Source organism: Nocardiopsis sp. N85, assembly GCF_028882275.1.
Lineage (GTDB): Bacteria > Actinomycetota > Actinomycetes > Streptosporangiales > Streptosporangiaceae > Nocardiopsis > Nocardiopsis lambiniae.
In genome coordinates, this window is record NZ_JARBUT010000023.1 from 1 (window position 1) to 20,640 (window position 20,640).

The 20,640-nt window shown below is 72.9% G+C and carries 19 protein-coding genes and 1 pseudogene; 14 read left to right on the forward strand and 6 right to left on the reverse strand.

Going from position 1 to position 20,640, the window contains the following annotated elements; genetic code table 11:
- Window positions 1-514 precede the first annotated feature (514 nt).
- Complete coding sequence (locus tag PWG71_RS24430; protein WP_274812332.1) at window positions 515-1,420, forward strand: polysaccharide lyase; 906 nt, start codon at window positions 515-517, stop codon at window positions 1,418-1,420.
- A gap of 301 nt (window positions 1,421-1,721) precedes the next feature.
- A complete protein-coding gene (locus PWG71_RS24435; protein ID WP_274812333.1) occupies window positions 1,722-2,792 on the forward strand; it encodes a potassium channel family protein in 1,071 nt (356 codons plus the stop codon).
- Between the two features lie 159 nt (window positions 2,793-2,951).
- Here the strand turns inward: PWG71_RS24435 and map are convergent, their stop codons facing one another.
- Complete coding sequence (gene map, locus PWG71_RS24440) at window positions 2,952-3,734, reverse strand: type I methionyl aminopeptidase (protein WP_274812334.1); 783 nt, start codon at window positions 3,732-3,734, stop codon at window positions 2,952-2,954.
- A gap of 279 nt (window positions 3,735-4,013) precedes the next feature.
- On the opposite strand from map, the gene PWG71_RS24445 reads away from it, so the two are divergent.
- A complete protein-coding gene (locus tag PWG71_RS24445; RefSeq protein ID WP_274812335.1) occupies window positions 4,014-4,766 on the forward strand; it encodes an isocitrate lyase/PEP mutase family protein in 753 nt (250 codons plus the stop codon).
- Between the two features lie 223 nt (window positions 4,767-4,989).
- Here the strand turns inward: PWG71_RS24445 and PWG71_RS24450 are convergent, their stop codons facing one another.
- Entirely contained in the window at window positions 4,990-6,267 is a 1,278-nt protein-coding gene (locus tag PWG71_RS24450; protein ID WP_446725095.1) for an Ig-like domain-containing protein, read from the reverse strand.
- 191 nt (window positions 6,268-6,458) lie between these two features.
- Between PWG71_RS24450 and PWG71_RS28715 the strand changes: the two are divergent.
- The 3 genes and pseudogenes from PWG71_RS28715 to PWG71_RS24460 all read left to right on the forward strand — a co-directional run.
- Window positions 6,459-6,713: pseudogene (locus tag PWG71_RS28715) on the forward strand (alcohol dehydrogenase catalytic domain-containing protein); the annotation flags it as partial.
- Between the two features lie 56 nt (window positions 6,714-6,769).
- Window positions 6,770-7,354 carry a hypothetical protein gene (locus PWG71_RS28720; RefSeq protein ID WP_342456005.1) on the forward strand — a complete coding sequence of 195 codons (585 nt, stop codon included), beginning with the start codon at window positions 6,770-6,772 and terminating at the stop codon, window positions 7,352-7,354.
- 255 nt (window positions 7,355-7,609) lie between these two features.
- Window positions 7,610-7,798, forward strand: coding sequence for a hypothetical protein (locus PWG71_RS24460; RefSeq protein ID WP_274812337.1), 189 nt, complete (start codon window positions 7,610-7,612; stop codon window positions 7,796-7,798).
- Window positions 7,799-7,854: 56 nt separating this feature from the next.
- Here PWG71_RS24460 and PWG71_RS24465 read toward each other — a convergent pair whose 3' ends face one another.
- Together PWG71_RS24465 and PWG71_RS24470 are read right to left on the reverse strand one after the other, a co-directional pair.
- Complete coding sequence (locus PWG71_RS24465) at window positions 7,855-8,478, reverse strand: DUF305 domain-containing protein (protein WP_274812338.1); 624 nt, start codon at window positions 8,476-8,478, stop codon at window positions 7,855-7,857.
- A gap of 93 nt (window positions 8,479-8,571) precedes the next feature.
- Complete coding sequence (locus tag PWG71_RS24470; RefSeq protein WP_274812339.1) at window positions 8,572-8,994, reverse strand: hypothetical protein; 423 nt, start codon at window positions 8,992-8,994, stop codon at window positions 8,572-8,574.
- A gap of 237 nt (window positions 8,995-9,231) precedes the next feature.
- Between PWG71_RS24470 and PWG71_RS24475 the strand changes: the two genes are divergently transcribed.
- On the forward strand, window positions 9,232-9,645 hold the full coding sequence (locus tag PWG71_RS24475) for a hypothetical protein (protein WP_274812340.1): 414 nt from the start codon (window positions 9,232-9,234) through the stop codon (window positions 9,643-9,645).
- 151 nt (window positions 9,646-9,796) lie between these two features.
- On the opposite strand, the gene PWG71_RS24480 is transcribed toward PWG71_RS24475, so the two are convergent.
- Window positions 9,797-10,006, reverse strand: a complete 210-nt coding sequence (locus PWG71_RS24480) for a hypothetical protein (RefSeq protein WP_274812341.1) — start codon at window positions 10,004-10,006, stop codon at window positions 9,797-9,799.
- A gap of 233 nt (window positions 10,007-10,239) precedes the next feature.
- On the opposite strand from PWG71_RS24480, the gene PWG71_RS24485 reads away from it, so the two are divergent.
- Window positions 10,240-11,034, forward strand: a complete 795-nt coding sequence (locus PWG71_RS24485; protein WP_446725096.1) for a helix-turn-helix domain-containing protein — start codon at window positions 10,240-10,242, stop codon at window positions 11,032-11,034.
- Window positions 11,035-11,107: 73 nt separating this feature from the next.
- Here the strand turns inward: PWG71_RS24485 and PWG71_RS24490 are convergent, their stop codons facing one another.
- Window positions 11,108-11,686, reverse strand: a complete 579-nt coding sequence (locus PWG71_RS24490) for a TetR/AcrR family transcriptional regulator (RefSeq protein WP_274812342.1) — start codon at window positions 11,684-11,686, stop codon at window positions 11,108-11,110.
- A 52-nt stretch (window positions 11,687-11,738) separates the two neighbouring features.
- Here PWG71_RS24490 and PWG71_RS24495 point away from each other — a divergent pair, with 52 nt between their 5' ends.
- The 6 genes from PWG71_RS24495 (at window position 11,739) to PWG71_RS24520 (ending at window position 20,638) form a co-directional block, all read left to right on the forward strand.
- A complete protein-coding gene (locus PWG71_RS24495; RefSeq protein WP_274812343.1) occupies window positions 11,739-13,370 on the forward strand; it encodes an FAD-dependent oxidoreductase in 1,632 nt (543 codons plus the stop codon).
- 124 nt (window positions 13,371-13,494) lie between these two features.
- Window positions 13,495-14,544 carry a glucose 1-dehydrogenase gene (locus PWG71_RS24500; RefSeq protein ID WP_274812344.1) on the forward strand — a complete coding sequence of 350 codons (1,050 nt, stop codon included), beginning with the start codon at window positions 13,495-13,497 and terminating at the stop codon, window positions 14,542-14,544.
- A 127-nt stretch (window positions 14,545-14,671) separates the two neighbouring features.
- Window positions 14,672-15,610, forward strand: coding sequence for a universal stress protein (locus PWG71_RS24505; RefSeq protein ID WP_274812345.1), 939 nt, complete (start codon window positions 14,672-14,674; stop codon window positions 15,608-15,610).
- Window positions 15,611-15,915: 305 nt separating this feature from the next.
- Window positions 15,916-17,097: an L-rhamnose isomerase gene (gene rhaI, locus PWG71_RS24510; RefSeq protein WP_274812346.1), complete on the forward strand. Its 1,182-nt coding sequence runs from the start codon at window positions 15,916-15,918 to the stop codon at window positions 17,095-17,097.
- Window positions 17,085-19,187 carry a bifunctional aldolase/short-chain dehydrogenase gene (locus PWG71_RS24515; RefSeq protein ID WP_274812347.1) on the forward strand — a complete coding sequence of 701 codons (2,103 nt, stop codon included), beginning with the start codon at window positions 17,085-17,087 and terminating at the stop codon, window positions 19,185-19,187. The genes rhaI and PWG71_RS24515 overlap by 13 nt, the downstream gene beginning before the upstream one ends.
- Window positions 19,184-20,638: a rhamnulokinase gene (locus tag PWG71_RS24520; protein ID WP_274812348.1), complete on the forward strand. Its 1,455-nt coding sequence runs from the start codon at window positions 19,184-19,186 to the stop codon at window positions 20,636-20,638. The genes PWG71_RS24515 and PWG71_RS24520 overlap by 4 nt, the downstream gene beginning before the upstream one ends.
- Window positions 20,639-20,640: the final 2 nt, after the last annotated feature.

Consider the following 20,640-nt stretch of genomic DNA (forward strand, 5'->3'; position numbering starts at 1 on the left):
TGCTCACTCCGTGTGGCGGCTTCACAGAGATTGGATCAGAGCCAAACACACTGGCCATTGACACAGGAGATCCTTCGCCTCGCACGGGAGGAGTTCCCGGACTTCGAGGACGTGATCGACCGGATGTGCCGGTGAGCCGACCGTCCCGTGTGCCCGGCGGTCCGGGCGGGAGCCCCGCGCGCAGACCCGCCTGTGCGTGAGGGCGGCCGGGTCTTCCGGGGGAGTCCGGCGGCGGGACGGCCCCCATCGGCCCCTCGGCACGGATCGGCGGCGCCGGTGCGCCGTGCGTGGTGGTGGTCGTCGTTCACCGGTGGACCAGGGCCCGTGACCGGGCCGGAAGGCCGGACCTCGGCGTCCGGGCGCCGGTCACGAGGACGGGGCGGGGGATCGCCCGTGTCGTGCACCGCCCGAGCACGGTCCGCAGAAGAGGATGGCCGTATCGCCGAGGCGTCGGCTCTCCTGGACGGCCGATGCGGCGGCACCACCCGATCCGTCGCTGTGAAACGGAGAGCCCATGACGGCCGCCAGGGCCCTGCTCGCCTCCACGCTCGCCTTCGCCCTCGCCTCCGCGCTCGTCTCCACCGCGTGGGGCGCCGCTCCCGCGGCGGCGGAGGACGCGCCCTCGCCCACGTACCGGCACAACACCTTCGAACGCCTGCCCGCGGGCAGCGTCTACTCCCTGGAGGAATGGGAGAAGGACGGGTGGTCCGCCGCCCGTGGCGTGGGCCTGGACGAGCACACCGTCATCGACGACTCGGTACCCGCCCGTGGAGGCGAGAAGTCGCTGCGCGTGTTCTACCCCGCGGGGAAGATCGGCCCTCGGGAATCCGGCGCTTTGGCGCGGTTCCGGCTCGCCCCCGGGCGTGAGTACCACCTGTCCTTCTGGGCCCGCTTCAGCGAGGACTTCAGCTGGGGGACCACCTCGTTCGGCGGAAAACTGGGGTTCGGACTGACCGGGGGCAGGGGCTGCTCGGGCGGGCAGGTCTGCGACGGCGAGAACGGTTACAGCTCACGCGTGGTCTGGGGCCGCGACGGCCAGGCGGCGCTGTACTACTACCACATGGACAAGAAGGGAGAATACGGCGACCGACTGCCCCTGCGCGCCGACGGCGACGACATCCACCACCCCCGGGGCGAGTGGGTGCACATCGCACAGCGGCTCCGGGTCAACACGGTGGCCGACGGTCGCGCCGTTCCCGACGGGGAGATCGAGGCCTTCTACAACGGAGAGTCCGCCGCGCTGGTCACCGGCCTGCGTCTGGTGACCAACGACGATCTGGTGGACGGCGCACCCCTCTCCACCTTCTTCGGCGGTTCCACCGAGGGGTTCGCCCCGGCCAACGACGGCTACATCTGGTACGACGACCTGAAGGTGTCCACCTCGCGCGCCGACATCTGCGAGCTCGGCGGCTGCCTGTGACGGCCCGGCGGTGCCCCGCTTCCGCCGGCGGTGACCGCGTGCGGGCCGACCGCGCTCCGGCGCCCCGCTCGCCCGTCCGGGCCACCGCACCGCCGGTGGGACGCGCCCACCGAGGCGGTGCCCGCTCCGGGGAGTCGATGTCGTGGCACGTCCCGGATCGCGGGTCGCACGGGGAGCGGCCTCTGCCGGGAGAGGCTTCGAGGGCCTCCGCGCCGGGCCGGTCGTGATGGCCTCCGGGCGGGCGTGACGCGCGGCACCCGACGCGCCGGCTATCGGAGGCGTGGGCGGGTAGGCGTCGGGCATGGTCTTCGTTTCACTTCTGGGTCTGTTGATCGTGGTGTCGGCCGTCTGTGACGCCGCCGCCACCGTGCTCCATCCGGACGCCGAAGGGCTGGTGGCCGGTCGGGTCCGCAAGGTGGTGTGGCGCTCCGTGGCCGTGGCGGGCGCGCGCCTGCCCCGGGTGGAGAGGCGGGTGCTCGCCCTGGCCGGACCGCTGATCGTGGCCTCGACCTTCCTGGTCTGGATCACCCTGCTCATCCTCGGCCTGGCCTTGGCCGTGTGGCCGATGCTGGAGGAGGGCTTCGAGATCCAGACGGACATGGGTCCCGCCGGCTTCGCCGACGCCCTCTACTTCGCGGGCGGCACGATCACCGTCCTGGGCTACGGCGACCTCACCCCGCTCACGGTCTCCGGTCAGGCGGTCTCACTGGTGGGCGCGGCGGTCGGCTTCACCCTGTTCACCGGGATGGCGACCTACGCCATCGAGGTCATCGGTGGTGTGTCCACGCGCAACCGGTTCGCGCTCTCGGTCCACGACGACACACGCGACCGGGGCGGCGTCACCATGTTCGCGGAGCACCTGTCCGACGGCGGCGCCTCCGACACCCGCACGCAGTGCCGGGACTGGGCGGCGGTCCTACGCGAGGTGGACGAGCTGGTGCACCGGTACCCGCTGGTGGCGTTCACCTACCGGTCCCGTCGGGACGAGTACGACCCCGAGCCCGCGCTGCGCCACATGGCCGAGGCGACGGTGGCCGCGCTCGTGGCGAGCGGTCACGAGCCCTCGCTGCGCACGTCGGCCCAGACGCTGGACCTGGCGCTGACCCGCCTGCAACGGACGATCGCCGACACCTACCTGACCGGTGAGGTCGTCCGCCGACTGCGGGATCCCCGGCCGGACGACCACGACCGCCGGGCGGTGGAGGAGGTGGAGCGCATGCTCGCGGCCGGCCTCGACGACACCGGCGGCGCGCCCGTGGAGGGTGGACGGGAGGCGGTGGCCGAGACGGTCCACCGCTGCCGGGTCTTCCTGGACGGCCTGCACGCCTGGGCGCGCTCCGAGGCACCCCCGTACGAGTGGGACGCGCGTTGACGGTGACCCGGCCGAGCGGTTGCGAGGCGTCGCGTTCGCCGGGCCGGGTCGTGCCCGCCCCGGCCGGTGCGTCGATCACGGCCGCCGGCGCTCGTCGCCGTCGCGTTCCGGGACACCGCTGCGGGTGGACGCGGTGCCCCGGGCGGGGCGGCTTCGACCTCAGGGTCGCGCCTGCTCCGGCAGGGTGAGGATCTCCGCTCCGTCGTCGGTGATGGCGATCGTGTGCTCGCTGTGCGCCGTACGGCAGCCCGTCGCGCTCCGGAGCGTCCACCCGTCGGCGTCGGTGACGAGTTCGGCGGTGTCCGCCATGACCCACGGCTCCAGTGCCAGCAGCAGCCCGGGGCGCAGTCTGTACCCACGGCCGGGCCGTCCGGTGTTGGCGACGTGCGGGTCCTGGTGCATCGTCGATCCGATGCCGTGGCCTCCGAACTCGGTGTTGATCGGGTACCCCGCCTCGGTGAGGACCGTGCCGATGGCGTGGGAGATATCGCCGACGCGGGCCCCGGGTTCGGCGGCGGCGATCCCCGCGGCCAGCGCGCGCTCGGTCGCGCTGATCATCGCGACGCTCTCCGAGGGCTTGGAGTCGCCCACGATGAAGCTGATGGCGGAGTCCGCGGCGATCCCGCCTTGGGAGACGGCGAGGTCGAGCGTCAGCAGATCGCCGTCGGCGAGCGTGTAGTCGTACGGCCGCCCGTGGAGCACGGCGTCGTTGACGGCCGTGCAGATGTAGTGGCCGAACGGCCCGCGTCCGAAGGAGGGCGCGTAGTCGACGTAGCAGGACCGTGCGCCGGCCTCGATGATCATGGCCTTGGCCCACCGGTCGATGTCCAGGAGGTTCGTGCCGACCGTGCCACGTCTCCTCAGCGTCTGGAGGATGTCGGCGACCAGTGCGCCCGCCTCCTTCGCTCGGGCCAGTTTGGCGGGGTTCAGGATCTCGATCATGCGACGCCTTCCTCATGCAACCAATAACTATACCGTCCATACTATCCCGTTGTCGGAGTCGGAGTCGGAGTCGGTGCCGTGGCCCGGCCGCCGTTCGCTCCCGTGGGGGTCGGGCCCGGACGGCGCCTCGGCGTCCTCCCGCGTCGGCCTCGGGGCGGCGACCGCCGTGGGCCGCGAATGTCCTCGGCCGCGGGGGCGCGCGGGGACGTCGACGATCACGGGCTCCCGTCGTCGGGCACCTCTACGATGGGCGGTATCCACTCGAAGGAGGGTCCACCGATGACGTTCGCCGACCTCCACCGCCCCGGCCACCCGTTCGTGCTGCCCAACGCGTGGGACCTCGCCTCGGCCGGGCTGCTCGCCCGACAGGACTTCCCCGCGATCGGCACCACGAGTCTGGGGGTCGCGGCCGCGCACGGCCTGGTCGACGGCTCCCGCGCCGCGCGGGAGGCCACGACCCGCCTCGCCCACGACATCACCGCCGCGCGGCTGGGCCGCTACGTGACCGTGGACATCGAGGACGGGTTCTCCGACGATCCGACCGCCGTCGCCGAGTTCGTCGTCGGCCTGGGCGTCGACGGGGTGAACATCGAGGACAGCACGCGCGGCGAACTCATCGCCCCGGATCTGGCCGCCCGGAAGATCGTCGCGATCAAGACCGCCGCCCCGACCGTGTTCGTCAACGCCCGCACCGACGTCCACTGGCTCGGCGGCAGCGACCTCCACGCCGCGCTCGACCGCCTCTCGGCCTACGCCGACGCCGGCGCGGACGGCGTGTTCCTGCCCGGCACCGCCGACCCGGGGGTCATCGAGGCCGTCGCCCTCGGGATCGCCCGGCCCCTCAACGTCCTCGCCACCCCGGCCCTCACCCGCCGTCGGCTCGGGAACCTGGGGGTCGCCCGCATCAGCACGGGCTCCCTGCTGTACCGGTCCGCCCTCGAACGTACCCTCGACACCGCCCTGGCCGTTCGCGACGGGCGCCCGTTCCCACCGGCGATCCCCTACGGCGAGGTCCAGGACCTCGCCGAGTGACCGCTCGCCCCGGTCAGGGGCCGCGCGTCCGGAACGAGTCCATCAACGGGACGCGCGGGGGCCCGGAACGCCGTGGTGCGGGAGTCGCGCGAGGTCCTCGTCGGCCGGCGGGCCCCCGGCAGGACCCCCGCTGGTGACGCCGAGGAGTCCGCGGCGCGATCCGGTGGGGGGACGGCCCTCCCCGGGACACGGCCCCGGGAGGGCCGTGTCCCGGGGGAGTCACCTACTCCCCGCCGTGGGGGGAGCGCGGCGGGTTGGCGCCGTCGGTGACCTGGGGCTCGCCGGTGGCGCTCTCGGAGAGCCACTCGTCCCAGCTCAGCTGCCAGTAACCCCAGCCGTTGTACCACTCCTTGACACGGTCGGTACCGGTGGTCTCCACGATGTCGCCGGCCAGCGTGTTCTCGAAGAACCACTCGGCGTCGTCCAACCGCATGTTGGTGCACCCGTTGGAGGTGTTGGCGCTGCCGATGTTGGTGTTGTAGGACGCCTCGTGGAAGAACTCGCCGCTGTTGGAGGTGCGGATCGCGTACCGCACCGTGGTGCTGTACCCGTCGCGTCCCGCGGGCAGGTCCACGGTGTCGGAGTCCATGAGCAGCGTCTCGTACCGCTCCATGAGCACGTGGAGGCCGCTGCTGGTGGTGGAGAAGTTCGAGGTCCCGTCGCCGTTGCTCACCGGGATGGTGCGCACCTCCTCCCCGTCGATCGTCACCACGGCCTCGTGGTCGGGCACGTTCATGTCGACCAACAGCTCGCGGCCGACCTCGAACCGCAGGTGGCGATCCTGCACGCCGTAGACGCCGTCGGAGGCCTCCACCCCGGCCAGCCGCAGTTCGACGGCCACCTCCTGGTAGGGCTCCCAGCGCTCCTCCGTGCGGAAGGCGGCCGTCTTGTCGTCGAGCCACCGCCACGAGCCGGCCACGCCCTGCTCGGAGACGACCTTCATGGAGTTCTCCACGGCGGCCTTGTTCGTGACCGGCAGGTCGAACCCGACGACGATCGGCATGCCCACGCCCACGGTGTCGCCGGAGGTGGGGTGGTTGTAGGCCACCTCCAGGCGCTGCCCCGGCACCGCCGCCTCGGTGGTGAACTCGTGGACCAGCTCGCTGGTGCCACCCGCTCCGTCCTCGGCGGTGGCCGTCACCGTGACCTGCGCACCCGGCGCCAGGTTCCAGTCACTGGTCCACTCGGTGCCCTCCTCGTTGAGGGTCCCGGTCATCTCGAAGGGGGAGACGTCCTCCTCGGCCTGGTCGGGCACCACCTGGTCGACCACGACCTCGGAGATCGCGCCGTCCTCCGTGCTCACCGTGATCGGTGTGTTGGGCGCGACGGCCTCGGTCCCGTTCTCCGGGGTGATGGTGAGCACCGCGGAATCGGCGTCGGGCACCGGCTCACCGGCCGGTCCGTCGCCTCCCTCGGAGGTGCAGGCGGTCACCGCGAGTGCCAGTACCACCAGTCCGATGCCGTATCGGCGCGGTACCGATCGGGGGATCGTGCCCATCACGTCGGGTTCCTCATTTCGTCCGGAACGCCTTGTTCCTCTGGCTTTTATGACTCCCATCGTTGGAGAAGGGTTCGCGCGTTCCACGCATTCATGGACATATTTCGCCGATCCGACGGGCGTTCCCGGGCCTCACGGCGGGAACGGGCAGGGGCACGGAGGAGGTGGGCCACGCCGACGCGGAGCACAGGGGGATGACGGCCTGGGAGGTCGACGTGCCGGGACCGATCGAGGGCGGGCCCCGGCGGCGGGTGCGCCGCGCCGTGCCCTCGCCCGGCCCCGGCGAACCCCTGGTGAGAGTGCTCGCCTGCGGGGTGTGCCGGACCGACCCGCACGTCGTCGAGGGCGGTCTCCCCGTCCACCGGCCGCGGGTGGTGCCCGGACACGGGGTCGTCGCGGTGGGGGAGGGCGTCACCGGGCCCGCCGTGGGGGCGACGGTCGGGGTGGCCTGGTCGCGGCACACCTGCGGCCGCTGCCGGCTCCGCGTGCGCGGCGACGAGAACCCGTGTCCCGGATCCCGCCACACCGACCGGGAGCCGACAGCGGTCACGCCGAGTACACCGTGGTCCCCGCCGCCCACGACCATTCCCTGCCCGCCGGCCACGAGCACCGCGACCTCGCCCCGCTGCCGTGCGCGGGCATCATCGGATACCGCGCTCTGCGGCGGGCGTTCCCGCCGGAGGGCGGCAGGCTCGGCGTGTACGGGTTCGGCGGCAGCGCCCACCCGGCCGCGCAGGTCGCGCGCCGGCCCGGGGCGCCCGCGTCCACGTGCTCACGCGGGGCGAACGGGCCCGGCGGCCGGCACCGGAACCGGGAGCGGCCTCCGCCCGCGGAGCGCGCGAACCCCCTCCCGAACCTCTGGACGCCGCGATCCTCTCCGCGCCCGTCGGGGGACCCGGTCCCGGTGGCGTCGGCCGCCCTGGACCGGGGCGGGGTGCTGTCGCCGGCGGGCATCCACCTCGGCGACGTCCCGCCGCTGAACCACCGCGATCACCTGTTCCAGGAGCGCGAACCGCGCGGCGTCACCCCGACACCCGCACCGACGCCCGCGCCTCCCCGGCGATCGCCGAGACGGTCCCGTTGTCGGTGACCACCGCCGTGTACCCGTGGGAGGAGGCGCCGCGGGCACTGGAGGATCTCAAGGCGGGCCGTTCCGCGGGCGCCGCCGTCCTGGTCACCGGGGCCTGAGACGTCGGTCCGCCACGCGGGACCGTCGCCTTCCCCGACGAATCTCAGCGGCTCCGACCTGGGCTGAGGCCGATTCCGTCGCCACGACCGGGATTGGACGTCGGGACCGGGGGTAGGCGGAGGTCACCATCGACACCGACGACCTCGGGAGGTTCTCATGTCGGCCACCATCGCGGCCGTCCTTTTCGGTCTGGCCCTGCTGTTCGAGCTGATCGGCTTCGGTATCGCCGGGCTCCTGACCCCCACCACGCTGGCCCTCGCCGGGCTGATCTTCCTCGCCCTGCACCTGGCCGGCTACGGCTCCGCCACCGGCGGACGCCGCTCCTGGCGGGGCGCTCGCCGTTGACCGCCGGCCCGGCCGCCGACACGGGCGGCCGGGCCGTGGGGCGTCGGCCCCCGTCGCTAGGAGGTCGGGCCCGCTTCGGGGTCGAGCATCCCGCGCATCTCCTCGATCTCCGCCTCCTGGGCGTCCACGATCTCCTGGGCCAGCTCGCGGGCCTCGGCGTCGACCCCGTCGGCGATCTCGGCCTCGGCCATCGCCACCGCGCCCTCGTGGTGCTCGATCATGTACTCCAGGAACAGCCGGTCGAACTCCTCGCCCTCGGCCGACTCCAGTTCGTCCATCTGCTCCTCGGAGAGCATGCCCTCCATCATGTTCCCGTGGTCCATGTCCATGTGCGGCCCGGACTCGTCCATGTGCGGCCCGGACTCGACGCCCCAGGACTCCAACATCCCGTTCATCCGCTCGATCTCGGGCCCCTGGGCGTCGCGGATCCGTTCGGCCAGATCCGCCACCTCGTCGCCGGCGCGGGTCTCGGCCAGGTCGGCCATGACGACCGCCTGCTCGTGGTGCGGGATCATCATCCGCGCGAAGCGCACGTCGGCGTCGTTGAACTCCGCCGTGCTCTGCTCGGCGGTGGGCGTCTCGGACGTCTCCGGTGCCTCCGGGGCACCGCAGGCGGTCAGGGCGAAGGCGGTGATCAGGGTGGCCGCGGTGCCGGTCAGGGCACGCTCGAAGAAGGTCATGTCGACCTCGAATCCTCTCGATACGGGTGCTTTCCGTGGGTGGTGAGAGGCGGACACCACGGGCTCGAACGATCCCCGGTGTCCGCGCGGATCCTATATACGGAGCACTTGGAGCTCGGAGAGGCAGGGCCGGTTCCCGGCCCTCACCGAGGGCGGGTCGCCGCGACGCAGGACGGGCACCGCGATGGCCGGAGCGGGTTCGGGCCAGGACGCGAACGCCGTGACGTAGAGCCCGGACAGCGGCAGGCCGGGACCCTTCATCGCCGGACACACCGACGAGGGGTCCAGTTCCGGGAGGGCTCCCGAGGTGGTCTCTGCGGTAGGGGCGACCGGTTCCACGGTCGCGCCGGAGACCGCGTGTCCGCCGCCCGCGTGCGCGGCCGAGGCGTCTTCGCCGTGGGCGGCGTGGCCGAGCGTGTGCATCGTCCCGAAACCCAGCAGCAGCACCGTGAGCAGGAGCGCCCGCACCCACGGGGGGATCCCCGGGATGTGTCGTCGCTGCGTCGTCACGGTCACGACGCCAGTCTATGTTCCTCAACGGGGTAGGGGTATGCGGGGTCGTTCCCCGCCGGTCCCGCACCGCCTCGCTCCGTCGTGCCGCTCCGTTCGGGAAGATCCGCTCGGCGTTCCCGCAGGTGACGGCCGGGATCCGGGCAGCGATCACCGTCCCCCTTACCTGCGGGGTAATCGACGTCCTTCCCTCCGCCCGGGATGCTCGGTGATGTCAACGACACCACCCGGAAGGGAACCATCATGACCTCCCGTACCGCCTCCGCCGGCATCGACGCCGTCCGCCCGCTCCGTCTCGTGCTGGGCGTCGACGCCGCCGCCTGCCTCGCCTCCGGGGTACTGCTCACCGCCGCCTCCCCGTGGCTGACCGGCCTCCTGGGCCTCCCCCTCGCCCTGTCGGTCCCGGCCGGGATCTTCCTGCTGGTCTTCGGCGCCCGGCTCGCCCTGATGGCCGGCGGTCGGGGCCCGACCCGACCGGGCGTGCGGACCGTCATCGCGGTCAACGCCGTGTGGGTCGTGGCGAGCCTGGCCCTGGCGGCGGGTCTCCTCATCGACCCCACCGGACTCGGCGTGGCCTTCCTCGTCGTCCAGGCGGTCGCCGTCGCCGTGCTGACCGCCCTGGAGGCCGTGGCCCTGCGCCGGGCCGACCTGTCCTGAGCCCCCGTGACGATCCGGGAGCCCGGCGGGATCCCGGTCACGACCGGGACGGTCGGGGCCACCCGGGCGGTCCCCCCGCCCAGGACGAAGCGTTCGATCCGGGCGAGGCGATCGACGGAGAACTCCACACCGATGGTGAAGAGCAGCAGCATCACCCCGATGTCGGCGGCGTTGCGGGCGACCTCCTCGTCGGCGACGAATCCGAGCCGGTGGGGCCGATCACCACACCGGCGAGGAGGAAGCCCACGATCGGGACCACCCTCAGCCGGACGAACAGCGCACCGATCAGGCCGGCGGCCACGAGCAGGGCCATGACCGGGCCGAGGTAGGCCGGGGTGTCCCCCGCTGCGAGGATCATCATGGAACTCCCTTGCCTTGACCCGGCACCGCGAGGAGACGGCCGGCGCGGGGGCGGCCGCGCGCGGGTCGAACAGGGGGACAGGGTGCCGGGGCCGTCGGCGCGGGTGACCAGTGGCTCCCCGACCCCACCGGCGCGGGGCGGTGCCGATCGCCCGAGCGGCCCCGCCCACGACCAGCGGCCGTCGCACGACCTCCCCGCGACGATCCGGGGGCGACGACACGAAAGGACATGGCGTGATCGAGGTGGCCGAGACCGCGCCGGTCGGCGCGCTCCTGAGGGAGTGGCGCAACCGGCGCCGACTGAGTCAGCTGGAACTGTCCCTGCGGGCCGAGGTGTCCGCCCGTCACCTCAGTTTCGTCGAGACCGGTCGTTCCCGACCCGGACGCGAGATGATCCTGCGGCTGGGGGAGTGCCTGGACGTTCCCCTGCGCGAACGCAATCGGCTGCTGCTCGCGGCCGGATACGCCCCCGCCTACGCCGAACGCACCCTCGACGACGCCGACATGGGCCCGGTGCGCGAGGTGGTGCGTCGTCTGCTCGCCGGACACGACCCTTACCCGGCGGTGGTCATCGACCGTGACTGGACCCTCGTCGACGCCAACGCCGGTGCCGCCCTCCTGCTCGAAGGCGTCGCCCCCGACCTGTTGGCCCCTCCCGTGAACGTGCTGCGGGTGGGCCTGCACCCGCGCGGTATGGCGCCCGCCATCGCCAACCTGGGGCAGTGGCGGGCCCACCTGCTGCACCGGCTGCGCCTCCAGGTCGACTGGACCGGCGACGCCGACCTGGCCGCCCTGTACCGGGAACTGGTCGGCTACCCGGGCGGTGACCCCGGGGAACCGTCCGGGACCCCGCCCATCGCGGTGCCCCTGCGCCTGCACCGGGACGGGACGGAGCTGTCGTTCCTGTCCACCGTGGCGACCTTCGGGACCCCCCTGGACGTGACCGTCTCCGAGCTGGCCATCGAATCCTTCTTCCCCGCCGACGCCGCCACCGCCCGCCTGCTGGGCGCCGGACGCCCGGCGGAATGACCCGCAGGGACACGGTCGCGGAAGGTCCGCACCGTTCCCGGGGGTGAGCGGGCGAGGGCCGCCCGGGTCGGGTTCACCCCCCTTCGGGGGTGGGGGGAAGCCAACGGGGCAGCAGCCCCAGCGCCCGCTCCACCGCCGCGCGGGCGTGGTCCCGGTCGGGCTCGGTCACCGCCACCCCGTACACCATCCGCACGGCGGTCAGCACGTCACGCGGGTCGGCGGTGGCCGGCGCCGACCCCGTCTCCCGGGCGCGCCGCAGCGGCTCCTCCAGCAGTGCGGCCAAACGGCGGGGGCCGTCGTAGTCGGGCAGGGCGCGTCGGGCGTCCACCACCATCTCCACGAACGCCGCCTCGGCCACCGTCATCTCCACCAGCCGGTGCCACAGCCGACCGAAGCCCTCCGGTCCGGAGTCGGCGGCGAGCGCCTCCAGTTCGGCGAAGTTCTCCTCGAACACCGCGAACGCCAGGTCCAGTCGGGTGGGGAAGTGACGGTAGAGCACCCCTTGGCCGACCCCGGCCGCCCGCGCGATCGCGTTCAGCGGCACGTGGTAGCCCTGATCGGCGAACAGCGAACGGGCCGCGGCCAGGACGGCGGCCCGATTGTCGGAGGCCGCGGCCGGGCCCCTGTTGTGCCTGGTGCGAGAAGAGGGCATGCTGACAGCATAGAACCGGACAATCGTGTCCGGATAGGTGAGGTGGTGGGCCATGTCCGAGTCCGAGCACATCTACGACGTCATCGTGGTCGGCAGCGGCGGAGCCGGATTCGCCACGGCGTTGGGCGCAGCCGACGCCGGACTGGATGTCCTGCTGCTGGAGGGCACCGACCGGTGGGGCGGCAGCACCGCCATGTCCGGCGGTGGGCTGTGGCTGCCCGACAACCCGCTCATGCGCCGCGACGGGGTCGCCGACTCCCGGGAGGAGGCCCTGGCCTACCTGGAGGCCACCGTCGGCGACCAGGGGCCCGCCACCTCCCGCGCCCGCAAGGAGGCCTTCGTCGACGGGGTCGCCGACCTGGTCGACACCGCCCGGCGGCACGGAGTGGTCTTCACCCGTGCCCCCGACTACCCCGACTACTACCCCGAGCGCACCGGCGGCAAGATCGGCCGCGCGGTGGAGGTCGACCCCGTCGACACCCGGGCGGCCGGCCCCTGGTGGCCCACCCTGCGCACCCCCGCCGCCATGCCCGTCAAGACCGATGACGTCTGGCTGCTGCAACGCGCCTGGTCCACCCCGGCCGGGTTCGTCCGGGGCGCGGAGGTCGTCCGACGCGTCGCCCTCTCCACCCTGCGCGGCCGCCGCCTCGCCGGTATCGGCGCCGGCCTGGCGGTCTCCCTCCTGCGCGCCGTCGTCGGCCGCCTCAAGGTCCCCCTGTGGCTGGAGTCCCCGCTGGAGTCCCTCGTCGTCGAGAACGGCCGCGTCGTGGGCGTGCGCACCGTCCGCGAGGGTCGCCCCGTGGAGGTGCGCGCCCGGCGGGGCGTCATGCTCGCCGCCGGCGGCTTCGACCACAACACCGCCTGGCGCCGGAAGTACCACGGCATCGACGGCGACCCCTCCGGCAACCCCGGCGACCTGGGCGGACCCATCGAACTCGCCCACGAGGCCGGCGCCGCCCTGGACCTCATGGACGACGCCTGGTGGGGCGCGTCCATCGCCGCCGCACCCGGCCACGAACCCGCCTTCATCGTGGGCGAACGCGCCCTGCCCTACTCGATCATGGTCGACGCCCGGGGCGAGCGCTTCGCGAACGAGGCCGAGTCCTACGTCGACCTCGGCCACCACATGCTCGAACACGACCGCGGCGGCGCCTTCTGGCTCATCGGGGACGCTCGCCACGCCCGCCGCTACCTGCGCACCTTCGCCCTGGACCCGCGCAAGAACAAGGCCATGGCCGACGCCGGCATCCTCGTCAAGGCGTCCGACCTCGCCGGCCTGGCCCACCGCATCGACGTGGACCCCGACCGATTGCGCGCCACCGTCGACCGGTTCAACGGGTTCGCCCGCGCCGGGATCGACGCCGACTTCCACCGCGGCGACTCCGCCTACGACCGCTACTACGGGGACCCGACGGTGCGCCCCAACCCGTGCCTGGGTCCGTTGGAGAAGGGACCCTTCACCGCCTTCCGCGTCGTCGTCGGCGACCTGGGCACCAAGGGCGGGGTCCTCACCGACGCCGACGCCCGCGCCCTGCGCGAGGACGGTTCGGTGATCGAGGGCCTGTACGCCGCCGGCAACACCTCCGCGTCCGTCATGGGCCGCACCTACCCGGGCCCGGGTTCCACCATCGGCCCGGCCGCCGTGTTCGGTGTGCGCGGCGCCCGGCACATGGCCGCGGGGTGACCAAGGGAGGTCACGGATCGGGGCAAGACACCGTAGTCCCGACCATGCCCGCCCTCACCGTGGGAACCACTCCGGGTGCGGCCGTGCGGTCGCGCCCGGAGGCACCTGACACGGCGGGGGACGGATGAAGGCATTGACGGTGGCACCGATGCGGATCGGCTCGGTGCGGGTGGAGGAGATCGACCCGCCCGTCCCCGGTGAGAACGAACTCCTCGTCGACGGGGTGGCGCTGGGCGTCTGCGGCACCGACCGCGAGATCGTCGACGGCGAGTACGGCGCGGCCCCGCCCGGACACGATCGTCTCGTCCTGGGTCACGAATCCCTGGGTCGGGTCCGACAGGCCCCGCCCGGCAGCGGTTTCTCACCCGGCGACCTGGTGGTGGGCATCGTGCGTCGCCCCGATCCCTCGCCCTGCGGGCCGTGCGGCCACGGAGAGTTCGACATGTGCCGCAACGGGGGGTTCACCGAACGCGGTATCAAGGAACTGCACGGCTACGGCGCGGAGCAGTGGACGGTGGAGCCCGGCTACGCGGTGCGGCTGGACCCCGCGCTGGAGCGCGTGGGCGTCCTCATGGAACCGACCACCATCGTCGCCAAGGCCTGGGAGCAGATCGAGCGCATCGGCCGGCGCGCCTGGTTCGAACCGCGTACCGTCCTGGTCACCGGGGCCGGCCCGATCGGTCTGCTCGCCGCCCTCCTGGGGGTCCGGCGCGGACTGGACGTGTACGTCCTGGACCGGGTCGACACGGGGCCCAAACCCGGCCTCGTGACCGCGCTGGGCGCCACCTACCACACCGGTTCGGTCGCGGACCTCGCCCGTGAGGTGCCCCTGGACATCATCGTCGAGACCACCGGCGCGAGCGACGTCATCCTCGACGCGATGGTCCACAACGCCGCCGTCGGCATCGTCTGCTTCGTCGGCCTGGGCGGCGGCAACGGCCGGGTGGAGCTGGACGCCGACGTCATGGGCCGACGCCTGGTCCTGGAGAACGACGTGCTGTTCGGTTCGGTCAACGCCAACCGTCGCCACTACGAGCAGGCGGCCCTGGCCCTGAGCGGGACGGATCCGTCCTGGCTGGAACGCGTGATCACCCGCCGGGTGCCGTTGGCGGACGCCGCCGGGGTGTTCACCGCTCCCGCCGTCGAGGAGGTGAAGGTGGTCATCGACCTGTGAGACCGACGTGTCGAGGGCCCCGGGCGAGGGGCCCTCGGCCCCACCCGGAGGGGACCTTCGCGGTGTTTTCCCTCCTGGTGCGCGGGCAGTCATCCCTTGTGAACACCGAGACGCGAGGAGTCCGTAGATGATCCCCGATGACCCCCGATCCCCGAAGATCGTGCTGGGCGTGGACGGATCCGAACCGGCCCGCCCGGCCCTGGAATGGGCGGCCGCCGAGGTCCGACGGACGCAACGCCCGCTGGACATCGTGTTCGCCCTGCCGATGCCCTTGCTGGTGATGTCGGAGGGGCCGACCCGTCCGTCGGCCACCGAGCAGCTGCGCTCGCACGGCGAGGAGGTCTTGGCCCAGGCCGCCGCCCGGGTACGGGACCTTGCCCCCGACGCGCGGGTGCGCACCTTCCTGGAGATGGACGACCCGGCCTCGGCGCTGCTGGAGCGGTCCGGTCACGAGGACCTGCTGGTGGTGGGTTCGCGCGGACTGGGCGCGCTGCGGGTCGCGGTGACGGGTTCCACGGCGGTGCGTCTGGCCGCCCGGGCGCACTGCCCGGTCGTGGTCGTCCCGGCGGAGTGGTCCCGCACCGACCGCCCCGGTCGGATCGTGGTCGGTGTGGACGGCTCGGAGGTCTCCCGGCCGGCCCTGCGGTTCGCCTTCGGGCGGGCCCGTGAGGACGGGGTCCCGCTCGTGGTGGTGCACAGCTGGGAGATGGTCACGCCCTTCGCGCCCGAGGCGATGATCGCCTCCGGATGGACCCCGCCCGAGGAGATGCTGGAGGAGCGTTCGGCCGAGATGATCTCCACGATGTTCGCCGAACTCGGTGAGGAGACCGAGGGGGTCGACGTCTCGGTGCTGCGCACCCGGGTCTCCCCGGTGGAGGCCCTGGCGGCGGAGGGGGAGAAGTCGGACATGGTGGTCGTGGGGTCGCGCGGGCGCGGTGGCATCCGCGGGCTCTTCCTGGGGTCGGTCAGCCAGGGTGTGCTGCACCGGTCGACCGTCCCGGTGGTGGTGCTCCCGCACCACGCCGAGGACCCTGAGGACACGCCCTGGGCCGGGGGCGGCCACTGACCGGTCGGCGACCGCGGGCGGCCCGGTGGGGGACATCCCACCGGGCCGCCCGCGGTCTCGTGGGGTTCCCCGGCCGGATCCGGTCACCCGCGCTCCGTGGCGTGTTCCCCCCGGTCCCGGGCGGCCTGGGGTAAAAACGATTCAAGCTCGCTTCGTTCGCCGTGCCATCTCCCTTCAGGTGCGCATCTTGACGTCTCTGTGATCCCAGGGATAACCTTCGCACTGAATCGTGTAAAACGATTCAAGTCACTCGCTCCAGGGTCGCCCTGGTCGATGCGAACACCCCTTGCGAACGGAGACCCGCCGTGGCCACATCGTCCTCCGACCGTCGCGCCGGCGCCCTGGAGGTCCTGCGGCGCCAGCACATCGAGCTCCCCTCCTGGGCGTTCGGCAACTCCGGAACCCGCTTCAAGGTGTTCGCCCAGGCCGGCGTCCCCCGCGACCCCTGGGAGAAGCTCGCCGACGCCGCCCAGGTCCACCGCCTCACCGGTGTCGCCCCCACGGTCGCCCTCCACATCCCCTGGGACCGGGTCGACGACCACGCCGCCCTGGCCGCCCACGCCACCGACCTCGGCATCTCCGTAGGCGCCATCAATTCGAACGTCTTCCAGGACGACGACTACATGCTCGGCAGCGTCACCAACCCCGACCCCGCCGTGCGCCGCAAGGCCGTCGACCACCTCCTGGAGTGCGTCGACATCATGGACGCCACCGGGTCGCGCGACCTCAAGCTGTGGTTCTCCGACGGCACCAACTACCCCGGCCAGGACGACCTGCGTGCCCGCCAGGACCGCCTCGCCGAGGCCCTTTCCGAGGTCTACGACCGGCTCGGCCCCGACCAGCGCATGCTGCTGGAGTACAAGCTCTTCGAGCCCGCCTTCTACGCCACCGACGTCCCCGACTGGGGCACCGCCTACGCCCACTGCCTCGAACTGGGCGAGAAGGCCGTCGTGTGCGTCGACACCGGCCACCACGCCGCGCACACCAACATCGAGTTCATCGTCGCGTTCCTGCTGCGGGCGGGGAGACTCGGCGCCTTCGACTTCAACTCGCGCTTCTACGCCGACGACGACCTCATGGTCGGCTCCGCCGACCCCTTCCAGCTCTTCCGCGTCATGTACGAGGTCGTGCGCGGCGGCGGCCTGGACGCCGACACGCAGGTCGCGTTCATGCTCGACCAGTGCCACAACATCGAACCCAAGATCGCCGGCCAGATCCGCTCGGTCATGAACGTGCAGGAGGCCACCGCCAAGGCCCTGCTCGTGGACGCCGACGCCCTGGCCGTCGCCCAGCGCGAGGGCGACGTCCTGGCCGCCAACGCCGTCCTCATGGACGCCTACAACACCGACGTGCGCCCCCTGCTGGCCGACCTGCGCGCCGAGCAGGGCCTGGACCCCGACCCCATGGCCGCGCACGCCCGCTCCGGCTACATGGACCGCGTGACCGCCGAGCGCAAGGGCGGCACCCAGGCCGGGTGGGGCGCGTGAGCACCACCGACCCGCAGTCCCGTCCGCACCGCACCGACCAGCAGGGGGAACCCGTGTCCGACAACGCCGTCGATCGACTGATCGCCCGCAGCAACGCCCTGGGCTCCGATCCGCGCAACACCAACTTCGCCGGCGGCAACACCTCCGCCAAGGGCGAGCGCCCCGACCCCGTCACCGGCAGGCCCGTCGAGGTCCTGTGGGTCAAGGGCTCCGGCGGCGACCTGGGCACCCTCACCGAGGACGGCCTGGCCGTCCTGCGCCTGGACCGGCTGCGCTCCCTCGTCGACGTCTACCCCGGCGAGGAGCGCGAGGACGAGATGGTCGCCGCGTTCGACCACTGCCTCTTCGGCAAGGGCGGCGCCGCGCCCTCCATCGACACCGCCATGCACGGCCTCGTCGACGCCCCCCACGTGGACCACCTCCACCCCGACTCCGGCATCGCCCTGGCCACCGCCGCCGACGGCGAGGCCCTCACCCGCGAGTGCTTCGGCGACCGCGTCGTATGGGTGCCCTGGCGCCGCCCCGGCTTCCAGCTCGGCCTGGACATCTCCGCCATCGCCAAGGCCAACCCGAACGCCATCGGCGCGATCCTCGGCGGCCACGGCATCACCGCCTGGGGCTCCACCAGCGAGGAGTCCGAGGCCAACTCGCTGGAGATCATCCGCGCCGCCGAGCGCTTCATCGCCGAGCGGGGCCGCCCCGAACCCTTCGGCCCGGTCCTGCCCGGCCACGAGGCCCTGCCCGAGACCGAACGCCGCGAGCGCGCCGCCGCGCTGGCCCCGGTCATCCGCGGCCTGGCCTCCACCGATCACCCCCAGGTCGGTCGCTTCACCGACACCGACGTGGTCCTGGACTTTTTGGCCCGCGCCGAACACCCGCGCCTGGCCGCCCTGGGCACCTCCTGCCCCGACCACTTCCTGCGCACCAAGGTCCGGCCCATGGTCCTGGACCTGCCCGCCGACGCCCCCCTGGAGCGGGTGACCGAGCGTCTGAAGGAACTCCACGAGGAGTACCGGGCGCAGTACCGCGCCTACTACGAGCGCTACGCCACCCCCGACAGCCCGGCCATCCGCGGCGCCGACCCGGCGATCGTGCTGGTCCCGGGCGTGGGCATGTTCTCCTTCGGCAAGGACGCCAAGACCGCACGGGTGGCGGGCGAGTTCTACGTCAACGCCGTCAACGTCATGCGGGGCGCCGAGGCCGTGTCCTCCTACCGGCCCATCGAGGAGTCGGAGAAGTTCCGCATCGAGTACTGGGCGCTGGAGGAGGCCAAGCTGGCCCGGCTGCCGAAGCCCAAGCCGCTGGCCACCCGGGTCGCCCTGGTGACCGGTGCCGCGAGCGGCATCGGCAAGGCCATCGCCACCCGCCTGGCCGCCGAGGGCGCCTGCGTGGTCATCGCCGACCTGGACGCCGACAAGGCCGCCGCGGCCGCCGCCGAGATCGGGAACTCCGACGTGGCGGTCGGTGTGGCCTGCGACGTCAGCGACGCCGACGCCGTCGCCCGCGCCCTGGGCGAGGCCTGCCTGGCCTTCGGTGGCGTGGACCTGGTCGTCAACAACGCGGGTCTGTCCATCTCCAAGCCGCTGCTGGAGACCACCGAACGCGACTGGGACCTCCAGCACGACGTCATGGCCAAGGGCTCCTTCCTCGTCTCCCGCGAGGCCGCCCGGATCATGATCGCCCAGGACATGGGCGGCGACATCGTCTACATCGCCTCCAAGAACGCCGTGTTCGCCGGCCCCAACAACATCGCCTACTCCGCGGTGAAGGCCGACCAGGCCCACCAGGTGCGCCTGCTCGCCGCCGAGCTGGGCGGCCACGGCGTCCGCGTCAACGGCGTCAACCCCGACGGCGTCGTGCGCGGCTCGGGCATCTTCGCCGCCGGCTGGGGTGCCCAACGCGCCAAGGTGTACGGGGTCGAGGAGAAGGACCTGGGCAGGTTCTACGCCCAGCGCACCATCCTGGGCCGGGAGGTGCTGCCCGAGCACGTGGCCAACGCCGTGTTCGCGCTCACCGCCGGGGACCTGTCGCACACCACGGGCCTGCACGTGCCCGTCGACGGCGGTGTGGCCGCGGCCTTCCTGCGATGAGCGTTCACGTCGCGGTCGACCTGGGCGCCTCCAGCGGCCGGGTCATCGCCGGCCGCGTCGAGGACGGGCGGTTGCGCACCGAGGAGATCGTCCGGTTCGCCAACGGCCCGGTCGCCGTGCCCGCCGGGGACCGCACCACCCTGCACTGGGACCTGCCGTCCCTGTACGCGGGGGTGGTGGAGGGGCTGCGGCGGGTCGCCCCGGCCTCGGTGGGCATCGACACCTGGGCGGTGGACTACGGCCTGTTGGACGCCGACGGTGTGCTGATCGGCAACCCGGTCCACTACCGCGACTCACGCACCGAAGGGGTTCCCGAACAGGTCTTCCGACACTGGCCCGCCGATCGGATGTACGCGGTCAACGGGCTCCAGGTGCAGCCGTTCAACACGGTGTTCCAGCTCGCCGCCGAGGCGGGGAGCGCCCGCATGTCGGCTGCTCGGGATCTCCTCCTCATCCCCGACCTGCTGGGGTACCGGCTGACGGGGGTGAAGGTCGCGGAGCTGACCAACGCCTCGACCACCGGCCTGGTGGACGTGCGCGAACGCCGCTGGGCGCAGGAGGGACTGGACGTGCTCGCCGGTTCCTTCGGTGTCGACGCCCGAAGCCTGCTGCCGGACCTGGTCGAACCCGGAACGGTGATCGCGCCCCTGCGCGGCGACCTGGGCGGCGCGGTCGGCGCCCCGCTGGTGGCGGTGGGCTCCCACGACACCGCCTCGGCGGTGGTGGCGGTACCCGCGACCACGCCGAACTTCGCCTACGTCTCCTCGGGGACGTGGTCGCTGGTCGGGGTGGAACTGGACGCCCCCGTCCGCACGGAGGCCTCCCGGGCCGCGAACTTCACCAACGAACTCGGAGTGGACGGCACCGTCCGCTACCTGCGCAACGTCAGCGGCCTGTGGCTCCTCCAGGAGTCCCTGCGCACCTGGCGTGAGCGGGGGAGGGGCGTGGACCTGGCCGACCTGCTGGAGCGGGCCGCCCGGGTCCCGGCGCTGGGGTGCGTGGTGGACGTGGAGGACGCGCGGTTCCTGCCGCCGGGCGACATGCCCGCGCGCATCGCCGCGTTCGCCGCCGAGACCGGCCAGCGTCCGCCGGAGGGCGATGCCGAGGTCGCCCGCTGCATCCTGGACTCCCTCGCGCTGGCCTATCGGAAGGCGGTCCACCAGGCCGCCGAACTCAGCGGCAAGGACGTGGAGGTGGTCCACATCGTCGGCGGCGGAGCGAACAACGCGCTGCTCTGCCGGCTCACCGCCGACGCCGTGGGCCTCCCCGTCATCGCGGGTCCCGCCGAGGGGACCGCCATCGGCAACCTGCTGGTCCAGGCCCGCGCCGTCGGTGCCATCGACGGAGACCTGGCCGCCCTGCGTCGCGTCGTCGCCGCCTCCGCCGAGACCGTCACCTACCGCCCCGAAGGCCCGCAGACCCTCTGGGAAGAGGCCGCCCGCCGCATCTGACC